The sequence below is a fragment of the Roseovarius sp. THAF27 genome (genome assembly GCF_009363655.1).
GTDB lineage: Bacteria > Pseudomonadota > Alphaproteobacteria > Rhodobacterales > Rhodobacteraceae > Roseovarius.
Map to the genome: position 1 here is coordinate 2,394,235 of NZ_CP045393.1, position 18,219 is coordinate 2,412,453.

Consider the following 18,219-nt stretch of genomic DNA (forward strand, 5'->3'; position numbering starts at 1 on the left):
GGAATAGATTTTCCTTTCATCGTAATAATTTAGTGTTTCCGCAGGTCCCCTTATGACCCGGGAAGTCCCACGTTAGAACGTATATAAAACGGAGGATACCATCATGGCAAAATCAAATCAGGCGGGCTTTGCGACGGGCTGTGCCTGTGGCTTTACAAACGCCTGACGGCGGGTCCCTTTGGATCTTTCGCTTTCAGTTCTGGGGACGCCAACGCGAGATGGGTCTTGGGTCGTATACAAGCATCAGTCTCGCCGAAGCAAGAAAGCAAGCCGAACTCGCACGTCAACAGTACTGAGGGAGGTAGACCCGATCAAGCAGCGCCAATGAAATCGCCAACAATCGAATATTACTGATGGTCGCCTCGGGCGCATTGCATTGGAAGCGAACTGGATGACCTGATCCACAGGCGCGGTTAGACCAAGAGGGTGCAACAAGAGAACCTTCCAGTTCTCGAACGGCGCGACTGATCGTGGATTGCTGCAACTCCAACTCGAGCGCTGCAGGTTCAACCGAGGAGCAACGCAACGCCGACCGACAGAACAAGCATGATAGCGAATGCGATATTGATTGCACGTCCCACGCTCGGATCTTCCAGAAAGCGGGAGAATGTGCTCCCGAATACGAGCCAGGCAGTATTCACAACCGCGGCCATGAAGGCCAACGCGATGAACTTCAAGAACGTGTCAAGCAAGAGGTGCTCGGGCGTGATCGAGTATCCGGCGTACACGGCGCCGATCGCCGCGTAGGCTTTGGGGTTGGCCACTGCAAGGCCGAGGCCCGGTAGAAACGACCCTATGACAACGCCCGAACGACCACCGGCGCCAGTCGGCGCTTGCCCGACAGGCGCCGTCGCGATCTTCCACGCCAGGTAAAGAATATAGGCCACCGCAGCAATGCGGAGGACCACCAGCAACCAGGCCTCGGAAGACATGACCCCGGTCACGCCGGTCGCGATGATCGCCAGCACCACGATGGTTCCGAGTATTATGCCCATGAGATACGGCAGGGCGTTCCAAAACCCGAATGCAGCGCCCAGACTCGCCAAGCTGATCGTGGCCGGCCCCGGGCTGCCCATGAGCGGCAGGGCGGCCGCGATGAGTATCAGGGTATTTCCGATCATCTTGGTTCTGGCCCTTAAGCTCTCCTTCGACTGCCGCAAAATCGCGTCCTGCCGGAGAGCATCCTCTTGAACGGTAGGGTATCCAAGGCTATGACTTAAGAAAATCAAATAGATCGAAACCCTATAATTCGAGAATCGGAACCAATGCCAAGCTTTGACATGGACGCGCTCCGTACGGTCGTCGTTGGCTCGGATCTGGGAAGCTTCGCGCGCGCTGCCGTGCAACTCGGCCGCTCGCAATCCGCCGTCAGCATGCACCTCAAGAAGCTGGAACAGCAGGCGGGCACAACTCTGTTCGTTCGCAAGGGACGCGGCCTCGTGCCGACCGAAGCGGGCGAGGCTTTCATCGCCTATGCCCGGCGTATCGTCGCGCTGAACGACGAAGCCGCGCTCTCGGTCGGCGCGGCGGCAGGCAAGGCCTCCGTGCGGCTCGGCCTGCCGCAGGATTTCTTCGATGACGTGATGCCTGCGACACTCGGCAGGTTCGGACAGGACGTGGAAAACGTGCATGTCGACGTGCAGGCCGGGGAAAACCACAGGCTCGCCGAAGAGGTCCGTGCCGGGCGCATCGACGCCGCGATCGCCTTTTTCCGGCCCGGCAGCCCGACCGAAGGCGAAACCCTGTGCGAATGCCCCATGCACTGGCTGGCGCATCGCGATCTGCCGGAGGTCGCCGTTGCCGCCCCCCTCCCCCTCATCATGTTCAACCACCCTTGCCTGTTTCGGCAGGCAACGCTTGCCACGCTTGACCACAGCCGGACGCGCTGGCGCGCCGCGCTCACCACGCCCAGCCTGCCCGCCGTCTGGGCCGGCCTGCGCAGTGGTCTGGGCATAGCCGTGCGCACGGATCACGGCAGGCCGGAGGATATCGCCTGTGTCGGCGCGGAGCTCGGCCTGCCGGAGTTGCCGAATATCGAGGTGCGCCTGTTGCGGGCGCCAAACCTGTCGCGTTTTGCCGAAAGACTTGCGCAAGTGCTGCGGGAAGAGACCCTCAGGCATCTGGACCCGGCAATTTACAGCGCGGGAGGCGTTGATTTCGTGCACCATCCTGATAGGCTCGGAACCACCTAGGGGTGTCCCGACAAGGGGCTGAGATATCGCTGGCGCTTCGGTCGCAGGATCGTTGGGCATCGCGGTGACCCTTTGAACCTGATCCGGATCATGCCGGCGAAGGGACAGGATCGCAGCGCTCTCTTGCCCTTGCCGGCCTCAGCATGACGAGGCCGCCTTGCCATCTCCATCGACAGTCCACCGCCCGATTTCGGCGACCATCGCCGCCGTCATACGCGACAACCAGGTCCTTCTTGTTCGCCGCGCAAATCCGCCCGACGCGGGACGATGGGGATTTCCGGGCGGAAAGATCGACCACGGCGAAACGCTGTTCGAGGCCGCAACCAGAGAACTGTCGGAGGAAACCGGCGTTTCCGCCGAGCCGCTCCGCGTGTTCACCGCAGTTGACGCGTTTGACCTCGGCCCCGCCGGCACCCTGCGCCGGCACTTCATCCTGATCGCCGTGCTGTTCCGATGGACGGCGGGAGAGCCGGTTGGAGGGGACGACGCGCTGGAGGCGCGTTGGGTCGATCTTAAAGCCCTCAAGGGAACCAGCCTCGCCCTGAGCCTCGATGTGGCCGAGGTCGCGCATGAGGCCGCCGCGTTGATGTCAGAGGTGCCGTCATGATTGCCAATGTCCTGACCATCGCGGGCACCGACCCCTCAGGCGGCGCAGGCATCCAGGCCGATATCAAGGCCATGTCCGCGCTTGGCGCCTATGCCTGTTCCGCCATCACCGCGGTGGTCGCGCAGAACACACAAGGTGTTCGCTGCTTCCAGGCGCTGGACCCCGATTTCGTCGCCGCCCAGATCGACGCGGTACTGGACGACGTGCGCGTCGACGCGGTGAAGATCGGGATGATCGCAAATGCCGGGATTGCCGAGGCCGTGGCCGACAGGCTGAGCCATCACGGGGCAGACAACATCGTGCTCGATCCGGTGATGGTCGCGAAGAGCGGCCATGCCCTGCTCGACCCGGAAGCGGTCTCGGCCGTGCGCGAGGCGCTCGTGCCGCTGGCCCGCGTCATCACCCCGAATCTGCCCGAAGCCGCCGTGTTACTGGGCCGCGAAGACGACTGGACCGCCGAGACGATGCAAGCCGCCCTGCCCGAGCTCATGGCACTTGGCTCCGATTACGTGCTGCTCAAGGGCGGGCATCTGAAGGGCGAGCACAGCACCGACCTGCTGGCCGGACCCGAGGGCACCCGGGCACTGAAGGCCCTGCGCATCACAACGACCAACGACCATGGCACCGGCTGCACCCTCTCCTCGGCCATCGCCGCGCTTCTGCCGCATCACGACATGCCCGAGGCAGTGGCCCGCGCCAAGGCCTATCTGCACGCCGCGCTTGCCCAAAGCGACACGCTGAACGTGGGCCACGGTCACGGGCCGGTGCATCACTTCCATGCGCTCTGGGCGTCAGGCGCCTAGGGTGTCGATCCTGTTCCTGAGCGGCAGGCGGCGGCCTCTGGGTCCAGCTGTCCGCAGATGGCCGAAACCACGGCGACGCCCCGCGCGCCTGGGCTGAAGGCCAGCGCGGATTTCAGCGCGCGCGCCGTCTCGATCATCCGGGCGGTGTCTGCCGCCCTGTCGCGGAGGCGCACCACCATCGCCCCCGGCGCAGAGCCCCCCGGGTGAGAGGCGGCAGGCTGCTGGTGAAATGCAGAGTCTTCAACCTCTGCAGCAAACTCACATATCCGAATATTGAAACCCACGGTTTCATTCATTTCGTTATTCAGAATGATTGAGCTCGGCTAGCTTGGGTCCCGCGGAAACGGGAGACAGTCATGGCATCAGGAGAACAAATCGGCTTCATCGGCCTGGGCACCATGGGCGAACCTATGGCGCTGAACCTGCGCCGCGCCGGACAGTCCCTGATGGTCTGGAACCGGACGGCGGAACGAACCGCCCCGTTGAGAGAGGCCGGGGCCAAGGTGGCAGCCGATGTGGACGACCTCTTCGCCCAATGCACCACGGTGCTTCTGATGCTGGAAAACGAGGCCGCGACCGATGCCGTTCTGGGCCGCGACACCGAGGCTTTCACGCATCGTGTCGCCGGGCATTGCATCGTGTCGATGGGCACGACCTCCGCGAAATACTCCCAGGGCTTGTCACAGGATATCGCCGCCGCCGACGGCCGCTTTGTCGAGGCGCCGGTCTCTGGTTCTCGAAAGCCGGCGGAGGCAGGCCAACTCGTCGGCATGCTGGCCGGACCTCCCGAGGAGGTCGAACGCCTGCGCCCCATGCTCTCGCCGATCTGCAAACAGCTCTTCGACTGCGGCACCGTACCCGGCGCCCTGCAAATGAAACTTGCGGTCAATACCTTCCTGATCACCATGGTCACCGGCCTTGCCGAAGCCGCGCATTTCGCGGCGCGCCACGGGCTCGACATGGACCGCTTCGCCGACATCCTCAATGCCGGGCCGATGGCCAGCGACGTCTCCCGCGTGAAGATCGACAAGCTGCGCATCCAGGATTTCAGCCGTCAGGCCGGTATCTCGGACGTGCTGAAAAACAGCCGTCTGGTCTTGGAAGCTGCAAGAGCCGCCGGCACTGCCTCCCCCCTGATGAACGTCTGCGAGGCGCTCTATGCCGAAACCGAGGCCATGGGCCGCGATGAGGATGACATGATCGCGGTGGTCCAGGCTATCGAAGCACGCACCAGGCGGTCCGCTTCCTGATACAAAAGCGTTGGGACATCATTGCGTCCGCGCGGCACGATATTGCAACCGCAACAGGGGCCGGGAATGTACACACCATCGCATTTTGAAGAGCCGATCCTGCGGCGGTCCGTGAGATACTCGATACAGCGCCACTGGCCTGGATCGTGGCGCAGAAGGAAGAAGGATTGTTGGCAAACCACATGCCGTTGCTCCGGGCCCCGGACGGATCACTGGTCGGCCATGTCGCACAGGCAAATGCCATGCACCGGATGATCGCCGAGGAGCAAGAGGTTCTGGCCATATTCCGTGGTCCAGACGCCTACATCTCACCGAACTTCTTTCCAAGCAAGGCCGACCATCACCGCCACGTTCCGACCTGGAACTATCAGGCGGTACATATCTGCGGGACCATTTCGTTCCAGCACGACGAACAGGCCAAACGTGCAGCCGTGGGTCTTCTGACGCGCACGCACGAGCGAAAGCTGAACGGCGAGAATGCTTGGCGCATGGCAGATGCGCCACAAGACGACATGCAGGGGATGCTTGAAAGCATCGTCGCATTCCGAATAACGGCAAGCCGGACTCTCGCGAAATCGAAGATCAGCCAGAACCGCGAAGAGCGAGATTATCTTGGCGCGGTTGCCGGGCTCAGGGCTACCGGGAAGCCCACCATGGCAAACCTGATGGCGGAACGGTCCCGGAAAACGGACGAGGACACCTGAAACGTCAATTGGCGAGCAGGTAACCGCGTTCGAGATGCTGCCACCGGTGCAGTCGTGCTTGGATGACTTCGCTGTGACGACTGCGACTTGGCAAAGAGCGTGACAAAGCAGACATAGAACGTCAGAACCGACCGACTGTTGGCGCACTCAATTGCTGCTTTACAGCGTCCAGGTCGCCAAGCACCCAAAGCTTGGAGAGCTTGCCGTCCGATATTCCAAAAAAAGCGGCGCCCGCCCATTCAATGTCTTTGCCGGTACAACTGACTCCGAAAAAGTCAGACTGATGTGTTCCTCGAAAAATCATACGGGCAGCCGCCCTGTCATCAATGCAGACTAAGTCCTTAATGATGCAAGTATAGTTTCCAAGCGCCTTGTGGACGGCTTCAACGTATTCAAGAAAGCCGCCGATGCCGAGCTTTTCAGGTCCAAGCGAACCACGAAATCTGAAATCTGTTGAAATTATCTCATGCGCCACCCGGAAGTCGCGCTTGTTCCACACGTCGTTGTAGAAACTCTCGACCAGTTGGTTTGATGTCGCTGTCATCTCTGCAGACCAAGATCAGAAATAATCCAATGTTCAACCTTCCCGACAAGCTCTAACGCGTCACCGCCATGACCGCGCTACCGCCGATCATGAACCCGCCGCCAGCGTAGCCCATGCGGCGACGCGCGCGCCGACTGTCAAAGAGCCGACCCGCCCGCTCCGCGATCAGCGCATACCCGGCCAGCAACACCACGACAACGAGGCTGGAGGTCACCGTCAGCACCGCAAGCTGCACGGGCAGATCGCCTTGCGGGTCGATGAACTGGGCAAGGAATGCCATGTAGAAGACGATCGCCTTGGGGTTCAGAATGGCGGTCACTGTTCCGGCCCAGAAGCTGCTCCAGGAAGAAGCGCCACCTCCATGGCTGACCCTCTCCGGTGCATCGCGCCGCGCCTCCATGATCTGGCCGATGCCCAGCCACGCCAGATAAAGGACCCCGGCCCATTTCACGATCTGGAAGAGGATCGCGGAGGCGGCGAGGATAGCTCCGACCCCGGCGAAGGACAGCCCGACAAGCACGACACTCCCTACGACGTCGCCGAGAATGCACATCGCCGCAGCCACCCTGCCCCGGGTCAGCGCCTGCGCGATCACAAGCAGGACGCTCGGTCCGGGGATCACCGTCAGGACAACGCAGGCAATGGTATAGGCAATCCAGGTGTCCAGCGACATGGTTAGTTCCCTTGGCTCTGGTCCGGTCCGCGATTGGCCGACGCAGTGGTGGCAAGAAGTGCCCCGCTTCCGATCAGCACAATGCCCAGAAGATCAATGAAGCCCGGTCGATCGCCAAAGATCAAGACGCTCCAGAACAGGGCGAAGACAAGATACCCGTTATCGAACAAGCCGATGATCGGTGCGGAAGCCCTCTGATACGCATAGGCGACCAGGGCGGTGATGACAGCGAGCAACACGCCCAACCCGGCCAGCAGACCCAGATCCGCCACTTTCAGTGAAGGCCAGACCGACAAAAGGAAGCCCGCGTCGTTCCCCTGTCCGCTCCACCACAGGCCGGCGACCAGCCCCAGGCCAGCCAGAAACAGAACAAGGTTGAGGTTCATCGCCATCGACATCGCCGGCACGGCACGGCAACGCCCCTGTGTGATCACGGCCGCGAGTGCGTAGAAGAACCCGGCAAGCAACGGCAGTCCGATCATCGGCGATACCTCATCCAGGCCCGGACGCAGGATTGTCATCACGCCCGCAAGACCCAAAAGGATCGCAACACACCCGCGTCCCCCGATGCGCGTTCCGAGCAGCGTTGACGACAGGAAAGCCATCCACATCGGCGAGGTATAATAACAGGCAGCCGCGATGGAGAACGACAACTCGGGCAGCCCGGCGTAATAGCAGCCCCACATCAGGGCGAGGCACAAACTGCGCAACCACACCCAGCCCGTGACACGGACCAGGCCGATGTTCATGCGTGTGGTGAGCCGCAAGACCGCCCCGAGGCACAGCACGGCAATGCCGGATCGGACTGTCAGAACCTGCCCGAGTGACAAACCCTCGTTGTTGAGTTTCACCAGCGCGTCGGACAGCGAAAGCAGCAAGACGCCGGCCGTGATCGCGGCGATGCCCGACCCAAGGCCCGGCACCCTCTGCGAAATGGAACTGAATGATGTCATGTGTGCATGCAATCATTCGCAAAACCCTATTAAAAATGATAAAAGGGTAAAAATACATAAGTTCAGATCATGCAAAAAGACGACATCCAACTTGCTCGGCTTCGCCCGTTCGAGGCCGCGGCCCGGCTCGAAAGCTTCACCCGTGCCGCCGAAGAGCTCGGGTTGACGCAAACTGCCGTCAGCCGCCAGATCGGCCAGCTCGAGGCAGAGCTGGGCCTGCGCCTGTTTGAACGCAGGAACCGCGCGGTGTTCCTGACCAAGGAAGGTCGCCGATTGGGACAGGTCGCTGGCGACGCTCTGGCAGCGATCCGGGCCGAGGTCGCCGCCCTTCGCGGCAGCCGCGACCCCGACACAGTCGTGCTGCGCTGCCAGCTCTGCGAGGCCTTCTACTGGCTGATGCCGCGTCTTTCGGATTTCCATGCCCGCCATCCCGAAGTGCAGTTGCAACTGGTCAGCGCGCTTGCCCCGCTTACGGAGGCCACCGAACCCTTCGACATCGCCCTGCAGACCACCGGCCGCGCCTCGGGCTCGGCCCGGCTGCTCTTTACCGCCGCGGACAGTATCTTTCCGGTCTGCGCGCCCTCCCTGCTCGCGGATAAAACCGCTCCGATCTCGCCGGAAACCCTGAGCGGCCTGCCTCTCCTGTCGCATCGTGTCACGCCGCAGGACTGGTTTGACTGGCCGGAATGGTTCGCCGCCACCGGCATTGCCCGTCCGTCCCGCTTGCGAATGGTTTCATTCGACAGTTATCCCCTCGTGCTGCAGGCGGCGGTCACCGGCCAGGGGGTTGCCTTGGGATGGAAAAGAACGGTCAGTGACATGATAGAGGACGGCAAATTACGACCCGCTTGCGATCTGTACGTCGACAGGCCAAACGAGATTTCCGTCTTCAGGGGCACCCGGCGCTCGGATTACGCCGCTGTGGATCGCCTCATTGAATGGCTGAAAGCTGAACTGAACTGACATTCGAAGTCGGATCAACACGGTATCGGCCCAAGCAATATGGAATACTTTCATTCCTACAACGCCGAGCCCGTCAAGCGGCTGGAAGACGACATTACGCGTCTGTTTTCGCAAGAGGACCCGCTCACATGAAGATGCAGCAATGACACGCCATGACATTGCCCAGCTCACCCTGTGAAACCCTGACACCAAAGCCAATCCAGTTCGGCGCTCGGCTTCTCCGTCACAGCTTGCAAAAGACCAGTATCACTCTCCGAAGACCTCTGCGGCGGGCTGCACGCCCCCCGGATTGGCGGCACGATACCCCGGCAGGGTCTTGATCGCGCTCGTGAACTCCCGGCTCTGCATGGCGGCGATGACCCGCTTCATGGCTTCCGACGCCAGCAGCGCCTCGCGACAGACGAACACGTAGTCCTCTGTCACCAAGGGCAGAAATTCCAGGTTGAACCGACGCGCGGCGGCCTCCACGCCAAAGCTCGCATCGGCCATGCCGCTCGCGACATAGGCGGCGACGGCGGCATGTGTGAACTCGAAGGACGGATGCCCGCCGCCAATGTCATCCGGCGTCATGCCGACTTGCGCAAGGATCTGCTTGAAAAGATGCGCCGTCCCCGAGACCGGATCGCGCGCGACAAACCGGATGTCGGGGGTCTTCAGGTCCTCGACGCCCCGGATCCCCAGCGGATTGCCGGCCCCCAGCATCAAGCCCATTTCGCGGGTCACAAAGCTGATGACGCTGTAGCGCTCTCCCGTCAGGAAGTCCCGGTTCGCCTCGATCGCCTGCCGACGCAGCGGCCCCTGCGGCAGATGCAGTCCGGCAAGGTCGCATTCGCCTCGCTTCAGTGCCATCAGCGAGGTTTCGTTGCTGACGTAGCGCAGGTTGAAGACCATGTCGCCCTGGCTGTCGAGAATGCGCTGCAACTGTTCCACGGCGAAGCCGTGGCTGGCATGGGCACGGATCTCCGTGGTGGCCTGCGGCAGAAACTCTGCCAGTTCCGCCTCCAGCTCGTGCACCAGGTTGGCGAGCTGCGGCATCAGCCGGGCTTGCAACCGCTGTCCCGCCCAGACCAGCCGTTCGCCGAACGGCGTCAGGTTGGTGCCCTTGCCGCGTTTGCGCTCCACCAGCGGCGTCTCGAAGAAGTCCGACCATTTCTCGATCAGGTTCCACGCGTGCCGATATGAAATCTGCGCCTGCTCGGCCGCGCGAGTGATCTTGCCGGTCGCGCGGATCTCGTTGAGAAAATCCAGCATGACCATCATCGGCGGCTCGTCTTCGGACTTGCGAAACCGCCAGACAGGGACAATCTCGATCTGCATACGAGTCTCCTTAATATGCATTGCCGTGCATAACTTTGAACGGTCATTTCGACCTATATGCAGTAAATATCATATTTTTCAAAAACAAAAGGCCATTAAGTTGAAATCATGCGGCTTCGAATGCGAGAGGCCGAAGATGAAATATGAAATAATATGCATAAGGAGAAGACGCCATGCCCTATGATATCTCGACCACCCGTGCAGACCTGATCATTCATGGTGAACGGGTGCCCGCGCGCTCCGGTCGCAGCTTTGAAACAGTCAATCCGGCCACCGAGCAACCGCTCGCACAGGTCGCCGAGGCGGGCGTGGAGGATGTGAACGACGCGGTCGCCTCCGCCCGAAAGGCGCTGACCGGCGACTGGGGCCGGATGCGCGCCGCCGATCGCGGCCAGATCCTGCTGCGCTTCGCCGACCTCATCCGCCGCGACCAGGACGAACTGATCGAACTGGAAAGCCTCGATTCCGGCAAGCCGGTCTCGACCATCCGGCGGCAGGACATGCCGGCGGTGCTGGACACGCTGACCTACTACGCGGGCTTCGCCGACAAGATCAACGGACAGGTCATTCCCGCCCGGCAGGACGCACTGACCTACACCGTGCGCGAGCCGGTCGGCGTGGTCGGGGCCATCGTGCCCTGGAACTTCCCGATGATGATCGGCATGTGGAAGATCGCCCCGGCCCTAGCCTGTGGCTGCACCGTGGTCCTGAAACCGGCGGAACTCACACCGCTGACCGCGCTGAAACTGGGCGAACTTGCGCTCGAGGCTGGCCTTCCCGCCGGCGTGCTCAACGTCGTGCCGGGCTTCGGCGCCATCGCCGGGCAGGCACTGGTCGATCACCCGGACGTGGACAAGGTGACCTTCACCGGCTCTCCGGGGGTCGGCCGGCAGATCCTGCAAGGCTCCGCGGGCAACCTCAAGCGCGTCACTCTGGAACTCGGCGGCAAATCGGCAAACGTCATCTTCCCCGATGCCGACATTGAAACCGCGGCCAAGGCCGCCGCGTCCGGTATTTTCTTCAACAGCGGGCAGGTCTGCTCGGCCGGCTCCCGGATCGTCGTCCACAACTCGATCCGCGAGGAGGTCGTGGAACGGCTCGTGGCGCGGGCCGAGAAGATCCGAACCGGCGATCCGTCCGATGGCGGCACGCAGATGGGGCCGGTCGTTTCCGAGAAACAGATGGACCGGATTCTCGACTATATCCGTATCGGCGAAGAAGAGGGCGCACGGCTCGTGACAGGCGGCGCCCGCGCCATGGAGCGCGGGTATTTTGTCGCCCCGACGGTGTTCGACGATGTCCGCCCCGAGATGCGCATCTCGCAGGAGGAGATTTTCGGCCCTGTCGCCTCGGTGATCGGCTTCGAGGACGAGGACGAGGCGCTCGCCATCGCCAACGGCACCAGCTTCAGTCTCGCGGCGGGCATCTGGACCAACGACATGCGCCGGATGCACCGTTTCCTGCGCGACCTGAAGGCAGGCACCGTCTGGGCCAACACCTTCGGGCCGACCGACGTGCGGTTGCCCTGGGGCGGCACTCGGGATTCCGGCTTTGGCCGCGAGCATGGCGAGATCGCACTGGAAAACTTCACCGAACCGAAATCGATCTGGATCGCGCATGGTGCATGATGCCTGATCCCGTCATCGCGGGGCCGTGTCGTCCTCCCATCCTCCCGGTCGGCATGACCCCGCAAGCGCAACGGCCCGCCCCCTCCCGGCGGGCCGTTCTGCTGTCGCCCCGTCAGTCCGGCCGTTCCTTCATCGGACTGCGCGAACCTGCTCGAGGATCGGGGCGATCACGTCGAAATCGCGCTCCTCGCGGATGAGCACCCAGGCGGGAACTGATGTCAGCAATGCCCGACAAAGCCCGTCGGCCTCTGTCATCGGCCAGCCTGCATGGATCTCAGCTGCCCCGATGAGGCGTCCCGATCTCCGTGTCGCTGACCAGGCGCATCCCCAGATGGGCCGGCGGCGATCCCACGGCGCATCCGCCGCGGGCCGGGTCGCGGATAAGGTAGGACATCGCGGTGACATGTTCGCCGCCGACGTAGAACGCAGGACAGCGTGATGGATCGGCGTCGCCCGATGCGCCCGAGAAACATTCCTGCGTCCACTCCCATACGCTTCCGTCAAGATCGGCAACACCCTCGGGAGAGGTCGAAAAACTCCCCCGCGGCTTCAGCGCACGCGGCGCCAAGCCTTCGACCAAGTAGGTCGAGGCCCATGTGAGCGAAGGATCGGTGAAGATCGGATCGGCTTCATCCGGCAGAACGGATGCCGCCATCTCGGTCCACTCGCCTGCGGTGGGCAGTCGGAAAGTCACGCCTGTCGCGTTATTGATCCACTCAAGATATTCACCGACATCGACATAGCTCAGGCCCGTCGCGGGCGTCAGCCTGGCGTCCTGGTCCGGCCGGACCCGCAGATGCAGGGCGCAGGCGCCCTGATCGTGGCAAATGTTCCATTCGGCCACGCTGACCTCGTACTTCTGGACGTAGAGCTTTGCTCCGGTAGACAGCGTGACGGGGGTTGCCGCCATTTCCGGCAGCAGCGCCGGATCGTATCCGGCACCGCGCCGGGTCAGCGCGGTGCCGAAAAGAACCGCCGCGATGATCAGCAGCGCAACCAGAAGAAGGGACACCTTCAGGCCGGGCTTGCATGTCATCGCGGCGGTCATGTTCCCGCTCCTTTCGCTCAGCTTTCGAACGGTCGCGGCTCCACGACCTGTTCCATCAGGGTGTTGTCCCACGCCCCCTCGACGACGAAGTGCGCGGTCCCGCCCAGCATGGCGCCGATGATCAGGTTGTGGTTCACGTAGGCATAGACGCCCGGCTGCTCGAACGTGTACATCGCCGCCGCCGCACTGCCGCCACGGACGAACCACGTCTCCATGCCCGTGAGCGGCGGATCGGTGAACGAGCTTTCCCAGACATAGTTGCCATGCCCGCCGATCAGGTGCGGACGGCTGTCCACGTTGCACGAGTTGTGCACCATCAGGACCGTCTCCCCGACCTTCGCCTTCAGCGCGTGTTCGCCGGTCAGCGCACCGACCGCGCCGTTGAACACCTGGTGCGTGGGCACGAGCGTGCGCATCGCCTCGAGGCTGTCGGCATAGTCATCCCCGGCGGCGTCATAGCTCTTGTAATCGCCGTTCTCGTCCATCGGTAGGTAATAATCCTGCTCGCCGATATAGGCGATGCTGTCATAGCGCAGCGGATTGCCCTGCCCATCCTTCAGCCCGTCTCGCGGCAGCACCATGATGGCGCCGTTCATGCCATGCGCGACGTGATACGGGATCATCGCGCCACCCGGGGCGCAGTGATAGGTAAAGCATCCCGGTTTGGTCGCCTTCCAGCGCAGCACGCATTCCTCGCCGGGATAGACATGGGTCAGGCCACCGCCGCCCAGCGCACCCGTGGAGGCGTGGAAGTCGATATTGTGCTCCATCATCGAATCCGCGGGGTTGCGCAGGGTCAATTCGACCATGTCGCCCTCGTGGCAGATGATCAGCGGGCCGGGCACCGAGCCGTTATAGGTCAAGGCCCAGACGCTGGCCCCGGTGTCTTCGTCGACAACCATCAGGCGCTCTTCGGTGACCATGGTGATCTCGATGATCTTGGGTCCGCCGGTGGCGACCTGTTCGTGTTCCGGCGCGAAAGGCGGCGCCACAAGCTCCTGCTTGACGCGGGTATAGCCTGACAGGTCGGCCGGTTTCGCGGTGCTGGCAGACGCACCGTCTGCGGCCGCCTTGTGAAGGTTGCGCGATACCGCATCGGCCTTCAACGGTTGCTGCGGGCGGCGGGCCGCCATTGCGCTGGCGCCGGTCATGGCGGCGGCGCCGGCCAGGATCGATCCGCGCAGCACGTTGCGGCGACTGGTTTTTGTCAGGCCTGGGTTGATGAACTTGGTCATTCTATCCTCCTGGGAAATGGGTGCGGCGGACAACCCCGCGCGCACCGCTGCATCACATGTTGCTCAGTTGCTCTTCGAAACGGGCCTTGGCCTTCTTCGGCACGCGCCCCTCAAGGAAGCCCTCGGGCGCCTCGACATCGCCAACGGCGATGGTCATCACCATGCCCATGGCGTAGTGCGGCTTGCAGATCACGGCATAGACACCCTCGGTGTCCAACGTGACCTCGATCTCCTCGTTGATCTTGCCCTTGAAGCCCTCGGCGCCGTCCGGGATCATGTCCTTCGCGGTCTCGGCGTTGTGGCCCTTGTCGGCGGCGACGAACTTGATCGTGTCGCCGGGCGCGGCCTGCACGAAGGCCGGCTCGAAAACCATGCGCTCGCCATCCGCGCCCTTGTTCAGCATCTTGACTTCGAACGTTTCGGCGAAGGCAGCGCCCCCCATCAGGGCCGCGAGTGCCAGGCCGGTTGCCAGTGTGCGGATCATCGGTCTCTTCCTTTCGGATCTCTGTTTCGGTTGACTGAAACATACCGCGTCCCCGCCGAGCGCTTTTTGCTCTGGCACAAACTTCTGCGCGTTGACGTGGAAAATGCGTGTTGGTCCGACGCCCCGGAATGTGGCAGAACCCCGGGCATGGAGCCTTCCCCTTCGCGCAAGACACTGCCGCGACTCGACGAGAGCCTGCTGACGCACCTGCCGCCGTTCTCGCGACTCGAGAAACGGCAGATCCGTACGGTCCTGGATCAGGCATCGTCACGGCGCTACGACGAGGGCGTGGCGATCTTTCAGGAAGGGCACCCTGCGGAGCGTTTCTTCATGCTGCTCGACGGTTATGTCCGGGTCGTGCGCATCACGCCCACCGGCGAACAGGTCACCGCCCTGCACATCCCGCCGGGCCAACTGATCGGCATCGCCAGCGCCATCGGACGCGATACCTATCCGGCGACGGCGATGACCGCGTCGGAATCGCTTGCGCTCAGTTGGCCGATGCACCTGTGGGACAGCTTCGTCGCGGACTACGACGGCTTTGCCACCGAAACCTACAAGACACTGGGCCAGCGGCTCGGCGAAGTTCAGAACAAGATCGTGGAAATGGCCACCCAGCAGGTCGAACAGCGGGTCGCCAACGCGCTGCTGCGTCTGGTCAACCAGACGGGCCGCAAGGTGGAAAACGGGATCGAGATCGATTTCCCGATCACGCGACAGGACCTGTCCGAACTGACCGCGACCACCCTGCACACCGTCAGCCGCCTGCTCAGCGGCTGGGAAAAGCAGGGATTGGTCGAAAGCCGCCGCAAGCGCATTGTCGTGCGCGATCCGCATGCGCTGGTGGTTCTCAGCCAGAAATAACCGCGGTCAACTCCGCTCTGCCGCCTGCCTGAGTTCCGCCAGGAAGTCCTCCTCGTCCAGGTGATACTCGGCACAGGCGTCGGTCACGGTGTGAAACGGGCTGACAAGGCACCCGACGCACAGCATCCCGTGTCGCACGAAGACCGGGATCGTCTGCGGCCACGCCGTCATCAGGTCGGCCAAGGGCAGATCGGGGTCGTCCAGGCGGGCGCGGGCCATGGGCTTTCTCCTTTCCCCTCTCAGCCTACCCGGCCAATCGCGCCGAACTTTGCGCTGGCACAAACTTCGGCCCCGGAGGCGCGGCTACGAATGGGCATCCCGCTTTCAAGGAGGCCCGAACATGGCTGAAATTCTCACGAAATCCCGGGCGCGAAACATCTTCTATGGGGGCTCGATCTTTTTCGTCGCGGTCTTCGTGGCGATGACCGTCCACTCGCACCGCTATGTGGTGCAGACCTCGACCGCCGGAATGCCTCTCACCCAAGAGGTGCGCCACGGCAAACATGTGTGGGAGGAGCATTCCTGCATCAACTGTCACAGCCTGCACGGCGAAGGGGCCTATTTCGCACCCGAGCTTGGCAACGTCATGACCCGCTGGGGCGTGCTGGACAGTCCCGACGACGCCTTCGAGATGCTCAAGGGCTGGATCGAAAGCCAACCCAGCGGCATCGAAGGACGCCGCCAGATGCCACGCTACGAACTGACCGACGAGGACCTTCGCGGCCTGTCGGAATTCCTGCGCTGGACCGATCAGACAGACACCCAGGGCTGGCCGCCCAACGACGCCGGATAAGGAGGCGAACCCATGAAATACGAATCTCAGAAAGTGGCGTACTGGTACATCCTCGCCTCGCTGGCCCTTTTCGGAATCCAGGTGGCGGGCGGGCTTTTGGCGGGCTGGATCTACGTCTCGCCCAATTTCCTGTCCGAACTGCTGCCCTTCAACGTGATCCGGATGATCCACACCAACGCGCTGATCGTCTGGCTTCTGCTGGGCTTCTTCGGTGCGGCCTATTTCCTCGTGCCCGAAGAATCGGAACGCGAGATCTGGTCGCCGAAACTGGCCTATCTGCAACTCATCATCCTGCTCGTGGGCACGCTGGGTGCGGTGGGCTCCTACCTCGTCGGCATTCATGGCGGGCGCGAATTCCTCGAACAGCCCCTCTGGGTCAAGTTCGGCATTTTTGTCGCCGCGGTAATCTTCCTGGTGAACATCTCGATGACCGTGCTGTCCGGCAAGAGGACGGCCATCACCAACGTGCTGCTCATGGGTCTGTGGCTCCTGTCGCTTCTGTGGATCTTCGCCTTCATCAACCCCGACAACCTGAGCCTCGACAAGATGTACTGGTGGTTCGTCGTCCACCTCTGGGTCGAAGCGACCTGGGAACTGGTGATGGCCGCGATCCTGGCCTTCCTGCTGCTGAAACTGACCGGCGTTGACCGTGAGGTGGTGGAGAAATGGCTCTACGTCATCGTCGCCACCGCACTCTTCTCGGGCATCCTCGGCACCGGGCACCACTTCTACTGGATCGGCCTGCCCGGCTACTGGCAGTGGGTCGGCTCGATCTTCTCGACCTTCGAGGTGATCCCGTTCTTCCTGATGATGTCGTTCGCCTTCGTCATGGTCTGGAAAGGCCGCAAGAACCACCCGAACAAGGCTGCCCTTCTGTGGTCGCTGGGGTCCTCCACCGTCGCGTTCTTCGGCGCGGGTGTCTGGGGCTTCCTGCACACGTTGCACGGGGTGAATTTCTACAGCCACGGCACGCAGATCACCGCGGCGCACGGCCACCTTGCGTTCTACGGCGCCTACGTGGCCCTCAACCTGGCGTTCTTCAGCTATGCCATGCCGATGCTGCGCCAGCGCGAGCCCTACAACCAGGTGCTCAACATGGCCAGCTTCTGGCTGATGACCGGGGGGATGGCCTTCATGACCTTCGTGCTGACCTTCGCGGGCACCATCCAGACGCATATGCAGCGCGTCGTGGGCGACTATTACATGGACGTGCAGGACAGCCTGTCGGTCTTCTACCTGATGCGCTTCGGCGCCGGGGCGGCCGTGGTGATCGGCGCGCTTCTCTTCATCTACTCGATGCTGGTCGTGCGCCGGAAAGAGGTCATCACCCCCGGCCCCGCCAACCCTGTTCCGGGAGAATGAGCGATGAACATGGAAAACAAACCTACCCTGCCGTTCTATCAGCCCACGGGCCGCGAATGCGACCTGTTCGAGACGGCCCATGACAACGGTTTGCCCCTTCTTCTGAAGGGGCCGACCGGCTGCGGCAAGACCCGCTTCGTCGAGCATATGGCGGCGCGTCTGGGCAAGCCGCTCTACACCGTGGCCTGCCATGACGACCTCTCGGCGGCAGACCTGATCGGGCGCTACCTGCTCAAGGGTGGTGAAACGGTCTGGGTCGACGGCCCCCTGACCCGCGCCGTGCGCGAGGGCGGGATCTGTTACCTTGACGAGGTCGTCGAGGCGCGCAAGGACGTCACCGTGGTCCTGCACCCGCTGACCGACACCCGCCGCACCCTGATGATCGACCGCACCGGCGAGGAACTGGTGGCGCCTGCGGGCTTCATGCTGTTGGCCTCCTACAACCCGGGCTATCAGAACGTGCTCAAACGGTTGAAACCCTCCACCCGGCAGCGCTTCCTGTCGATCTCCTTCGACTTTCCCGATCCGGAAACCGAGATCGCCGTCGTCGCCGCCGAAAGCCGGCTGGAGCCGGGACGCGTCGCACCGCTGGTGCGGCTCGCCGGGCATATAAGGCGGCTCTCGGGCATGGACCTGGAGGAAGGCGTTTCGACCCGCCTGCTGATCTATGCCGCGACGCTCATGGCAGGCGGCATGGGAGTCGTTCAGGCGCTCGAGGCCGCTGTTATCGAGCCCCTCAGCGACGAGCCGGACGTGCAGCAGGCGCTGCGCGACCTCGTCGAGACAATCTACGGGTAAG

Annotated in this window: 23 protein-coding genes and 1 riboswitch; of the genes, 12 read left to right on the forward strand and 11 right to left on the reverse strand. The window is 62.7% G+C overall.

Annotated features, from left to right (window positions below; all coding sequences use genetic code 11):
• Positions 1-146 precede the first annotated feature (146 nt).
• A complete protein-coding gene (locus FIU89_RS22935; RefSeq protein ID WP_368373306.1) occupies positions 147-296 on the forward strand; it encodes an Arm DNA-binding domain-containing protein in 150 nt (49 codons plus the stop codon).
• A gap of 210 nt (positions 297-506) precedes the next feature.
• Here FIU89_RS22935 and FIU89_RS11925 read toward each other — a convergent pair whose 3' ends face one another.
• Positions 507-1,121, reverse strand: coding sequence for a LysE family translocator (locus tag FIU89_RS11925; protein ID WP_152492801.1), 615 nt, complete (start codon positions 1,119-1,121; stop codon positions 507-509).
• 159 nt (positions 1,122-1,280) lie between these two features.
• Between FIU89_RS11925 and FIU89_RS11930 the strand changes: the two genes are divergently transcribed.
• The 3 genes from FIU89_RS11930 to thiD all read left to right on the forward strand — a co-directional run bounded on the left by FIU89_RS11930 (position 1,281) and on the right by thiD (position 3,602).
• The gene (locus tag FIU89_RS11930) at positions 1,281-2,192 is read left to right on the forward strand and encodes a LysR substrate-binding domain-containing protein (RefSeq protein WP_152492802.1); all 912 of its coding nucleotides are present in this window, start codon (positions 1,281-1,283) and stop codon (positions 2,190-2,192) included.
• Positions 2,181-2,315: riboswitch (TPP riboswitch) on the forward strand. Its footprint overlaps the gene before it by 12 nt.
• 34 nt (positions 2,316-2,349) lie before the next feature.
• Entirely contained in the window at positions 2,350-2,799 is a 450-nt protein-coding gene (locus FIU89_RS11935; RefSeq protein WP_152492803.1) for an NUDIX hydrolase, read from the forward strand.
• Positions 2,796-3,602, forward strand: coding sequence for a bifunctional hydroxymethylpyrimidine kinase/phosphomethylpyrimidine kinase (thiD, locus tag FIU89_RS11940; protein ID WP_152492804.1), 807 nt, complete (start codon positions 2,796-2,798; stop codon positions 3,600-3,602). Before FIU89_RS11935 ends, thiD begins: the two co-directional genes overlap by 4 nt.
• Here the strand turns inward: thiD and FIU89_RS22475 are convergent.
• Positions 3,599-3,775, reverse strand: coding sequence for a hypothetical protein (locus FIU89_RS22475; protein WP_216647019.1), 177 nt, complete (start codon positions 3,773-3,775; stop codon positions 3,599-3,601). The genes thiD and FIU89_RS22475 overlap by 4 nt on opposite strands.
• Positions 3,776-3,958: 183 nt before the next feature.
• On the opposite strand from FIU89_RS22475, the gene FIU89_RS11950 reads away from it, so the two are divergent.
• Both FIU89_RS11950 and FIU89_RS11955 read left to right on the forward strand, forming a co-directional pair.
• Positions 3,959-4,852: an NAD(P)-dependent oxidoreductase gene (locus tag FIU89_RS11950; RefSeq protein ID WP_152492805.1), complete on the forward strand. Its 894-nt coding sequence runs from the start codon at positions 3,959-3,961 to the stop codon at positions 4,850-4,852.
• Between the two features lie 146 nt (positions 4,853-4,998).
• Positions 4,999-5,556 (forward strand): FMN-binding negative transcriptional regulator, encoded by a 558-nt coding sequence (locus FIU89_RS11955; RefSeq protein WP_254701657.1) that lies wholly within the window; start codon positions 4,999-5,001, stop codon positions 5,554-5,556.
• Between the two features lie 121 nt (positions 5,557-5,677).
• On the opposite strand, the gene FIU89_RS11960 is transcribed toward FIU89_RS11955, so the two are convergent.
• The 3 genes from FIU89_RS11960 to FIU89_RS11970 are packed head-to-tail and all read right to left on the reverse strand — an operon-like array spanning position 5,678 to position 7,726.
• Positions 5,678-6,100: an ester cyclase gene (locus FIU89_RS11960; RefSeq protein ID WP_152492806.1), complete on the reverse strand. Its 423-nt coding sequence runs from the start codon at positions 6,098-6,100 to the stop codon at positions 5,678-5,680.
• Between the two features lie 52 nt (positions 6,101-6,152).
• Positions 6,153-6,773 carry a LysE family translocator gene (locus FIU89_RS11965; protein WP_152492807.1) on the reverse strand — a complete coding sequence of 207 codons (621 nt, stop codon included), beginning with the start codon at positions 6,771-6,773 and terminating at the stop codon, positions 6,153-6,155.
• A gap of 2 nt (positions 6,774-6,775) precedes the next feature.
• Positions 6,776-7,726, reverse strand: coding sequence for a DMT family transporter (locus tag FIU89_RS11970; protein WP_152492808.1), 951 nt, complete (start codon positions 7,724-7,726; stop codon positions 6,776-6,778).
• Between the two features lie 69 nt (positions 7,727-7,795).
• Between FIU89_RS11970 and FIU89_RS11975 the strand changes: the two genes are divergently transcribed.
• Complete coding sequence (locus tag FIU89_RS11975; RefSeq protein WP_152492809.1) at positions 7,796-8,689, forward strand: LysR substrate-binding domain-containing protein; 894 nt, start codon at positions 7,796-7,798, stop codon at positions 8,687-8,689.
• 246 nt (positions 8,690-8,935) lie between these two features.
• Here the strand turns inward: FIU89_RS11975 and FIU89_RS11980 are convergent, their stop codons facing one another.
• Entirely contained in the window at positions 8,936-10,006 is a 1,071-nt protein-coding gene (locus FIU89_RS11980; RefSeq protein ID WP_152492810.1) for a substrate-binding domain-containing protein, read from the reverse strand.
• A 173-nt stretch (positions 10,007-10,179) separates the two neighbouring features.
• Between FIU89_RS11980 and FIU89_RS11985 the strand changes: the two genes are divergently transcribed.
• Entirely contained in the window at positions 10,180-11,634 is a 1,455-nt protein-coding gene (locus FIU89_RS11985) for an aldehyde dehydrogenase family protein (protein ID WP_152492811.1), read from the forward strand.
• 129 nt (positions 11,635-11,763) lie between these two features.
• On the opposite strand, the gene FIU89_RS22830 is transcribed toward FIU89_RS11985, so the two are convergent.
• The 4 genes from FIU89_RS22830 to FIU89_RS12000 are packed head-to-tail and all read right to left on the reverse strand — an operon-like array spanning position 11,764 to position 14,401.
• Positions 11,764-11,889, reverse strand: a complete 126-nt coding sequence (locus FIU89_RS22830; protein WP_302848992.1) for a hypothetical protein — start codon at positions 11,887-11,889, stop codon at positions 11,764-11,766.
• A 19-nt stretch (positions 11,890-11,908) separates the two neighbouring features.
• Complete coding sequence (locus FIU89_RS11990) at positions 11,909-12,682, reverse strand: SUMF1/EgtB/PvdO family nonheme iron enzyme (RefSeq protein WP_152492812.1); 774 nt, start codon at positions 12,680-12,682, stop codon at positions 11,909-11,911.
• Between the two features lie 17 nt (positions 12,683-12,699).
• The gene (nirK, locus tag FIU89_RS11995) at positions 12,700-13,917 is read right to left on the reverse strand and encodes a copper-containing nitrite reductase (RefSeq protein WP_152492813.1); all 1,218 of its coding nucleotides are present in this window, start codon (positions 13,915-13,917) and stop codon (positions 12,700-12,702) included.
• 52 nt (positions 13,918-13,969) lie between these two features.
• Positions 13,970-14,401 carry a pseudoazurin gene (locus tag FIU89_RS12000; RefSeq protein ID WP_152492814.1) on the reverse strand — a complete coding sequence of 144 codons (432 nt, stop codon included), beginning with the start codon at positions 14,399-14,401 and terminating at the stop codon, positions 13,970-13,972.
• A 147-nt stretch (positions 14,402-14,548) separates the two neighbouring features.
• Here FIU89_RS12000 and FIU89_RS12005 point away from each other — a divergent pair, with 147 nt between their 5' ends.
• A complete protein-coding gene (locus FIU89_RS12005; RefSeq protein WP_254701658.1) occupies positions 14,549-15,265 on the forward strand; it encodes a Crp/Fnr family transcriptional regulator in 717 nt (238 codons plus the stop codon).
• 6 nt (positions 15,266-15,271) lie between these two features.
• Here FIU89_RS12005 and FIU89_RS12010 read toward each other — a convergent pair whose 3' ends face one another.
• On the reverse strand, positions 15,272-15,484 hold the full coding sequence (locus FIU89_RS12010) for a DUF1858 domain-containing protein (RefSeq protein WP_152492815.1): 213 nt from the start codon (positions 15,482-15,484) through the stop codon (positions 15,272-15,274).
• A 121-nt stretch (positions 15,485-15,605) separates the two neighbouring features.
• On the opposite strand from FIU89_RS12010, the gene FIU89_RS12015 reads away from it, so the two are divergent.
• The 3 genes from FIU89_RS12015 to FIU89_RS12025 are packed head-to-tail and all read left to right on the forward strand — an operon-like array spanning position 15,606 to position 18,218.
• Positions 15,606-16,058 carry a cytochrome c gene (locus FIU89_RS12015; RefSeq protein WP_152492816.1) on the forward strand — a complete coding sequence of 151 codons (453 nt, stop codon included), beginning with the start codon at positions 15,606-15,608 and terminating at the stop codon, positions 16,056-16,058.
• Between the two features lie 12 nt (positions 16,059-16,070).
• The gene (locus FIU89_RS12020; protein ID WP_152492817.1) at positions 16,071-17,420 is read left to right on the forward strand and encodes a cbb3-type cytochrome c oxidase subunit I; all 1,350 of its coding nucleotides are present in this window, start codon (positions 16,071-16,073) and stop codon (positions 17,418-17,420) included.
• Positions 17,421-17,423: 3 nt separating this feature from the next.
• Entirely contained in the window at positions 17,424-18,218 is a 795-nt protein-coding gene (locus FIU89_RS12025) for a CbbQ/NirQ/NorQ/GpvN family protein (RefSeq protein ID WP_152492818.1), read from the forward strand.
• Position 18,219: the final 1 nt, after the last annotated feature.

Coding starts and splice junctions, on each gene's coding strand:
- FIU89_RS11950 (WP_152492805.1), top strand. CDS start 3,959: ATGGCATCAGGAGAACAAATCGGCTTCATCGGCCTGGGCACCATGGGC.
- FIU89_RS11925 (WP_152492801.1), bottom strand. CDS start 1,121: ATGATCGGAAATACCCTGATACTCATCGCGGCCGCCCTGCCGCTCATG.
- FIU89_RS12000 (WP_152492814.1), bottom strand. CDS start 14,401: ATGATCCGCACACTGGCAACCGGCCTGGCACTCGCGGCCCTGATGGGG.
- FIU89_RS12005 (WP_254701658.1), top strand. CDS start 14,549: ATGGAGCCTTCCCCTTCGCGCAAGACACTGCCGCGACTCGACGAGAGC.
- FIU89_RS12020 (WP_152492817.1), top strand. CDS start 16,071: ATGAAATACGAATCTCAGAAAGTGGCGTACTGGTACATCCTCGCCTCG.
- nirK (WP_152492813.1), bottom strand. CDS start 13,917: ATGACCAAGTTCATCAACCCAGGCCTGACAAAAACCAGTCGCCGCAAC.
- FIU89_RS11985 (WP_152492811.1), top strand. CDS start 10,180: ATGCCCTATGATATCTCGACCACCCGTGCAGACCTGATCATTCATGGT.
- FIU89_RS12025 (WP_152492818.1), top strand. CDS start 17,424: ATGAACATGGAAAACAAACCTACCCTGCCGTTCTATCAGCCCACGGGC.
- FIU89_RS11960 (WP_152492806.1), bottom strand. CDS start 6,100: ATGACAGCGACATCAAACCAACTGGTCGAGAGTTTCTACAACGACGTG.
- FIU89_RS11980 (WP_152492810.1), bottom strand. CDS start 10,006: ATGCAGATCGAGATTGTCCCTGTCTGGCGGTTTCGCAAGTCCGAAGAC.
- FIU89_RS11930 (WP_152492802.1), top strand. CDS start 1,281: ATGGACGCGCTCCGTACGGTCGTCGTTGGCTCGGATCTGGGAAGCTTC.
- FIU89_RS11990 (WP_152492812.1), bottom strand. CDS start 12,682: ATGACCGCCGCGATGACATGCAAGCCCGGCCTGAAGGTGTCCCTTCTT.
- FIU89_RS11970 (WP_152492808.1), bottom strand. CDS start 7,726: ATGACATCATTCAGTTCCATTTCGCAGAGGGTGCCGGGCCTTGGGTCG.
- thiD (WP_152492804.1), top strand. CDS start 2,796: ATGATTGCCAATGTCCTGACCATCGCGGGCACCGACCCCTCAGGCGGC.
- FIU89_RS11975 (WP_152492809.1), top strand. CDS start 7,796: ATGCAAAAAGACGACATCCAACTTGCTCGGCTTCGCCCGTTCGAGGCC.
- FIU89_RS12010 (WP_152492815.1), bottom strand. CDS start 15,484: ATGGCCCGCGCCCGCCTGGACGACCCCGATCTGCCCTTGGCCGACCTG.
- FIU89_RS22830 (WP_302848992.1), bottom strand. CDS start 11,889: ATGACAGAGGCCGACGGGCTTTGTCGGGCATTGCTGACATCAGTTCCC.
- FIU89_RS12015 (WP_152492816.1), top strand. CDS start 15,606: ATGGCTGAAATTCTCACGAAATCCCGGGCGCGAAACATCTTCTATGGG.
- FIU89_RS11965 (WP_152492807.1), bottom strand. CDS start 6,773: ATGTCGCTGGACACCTGGATTGCCTATACCATTGCCTGCGTTGTCCTG.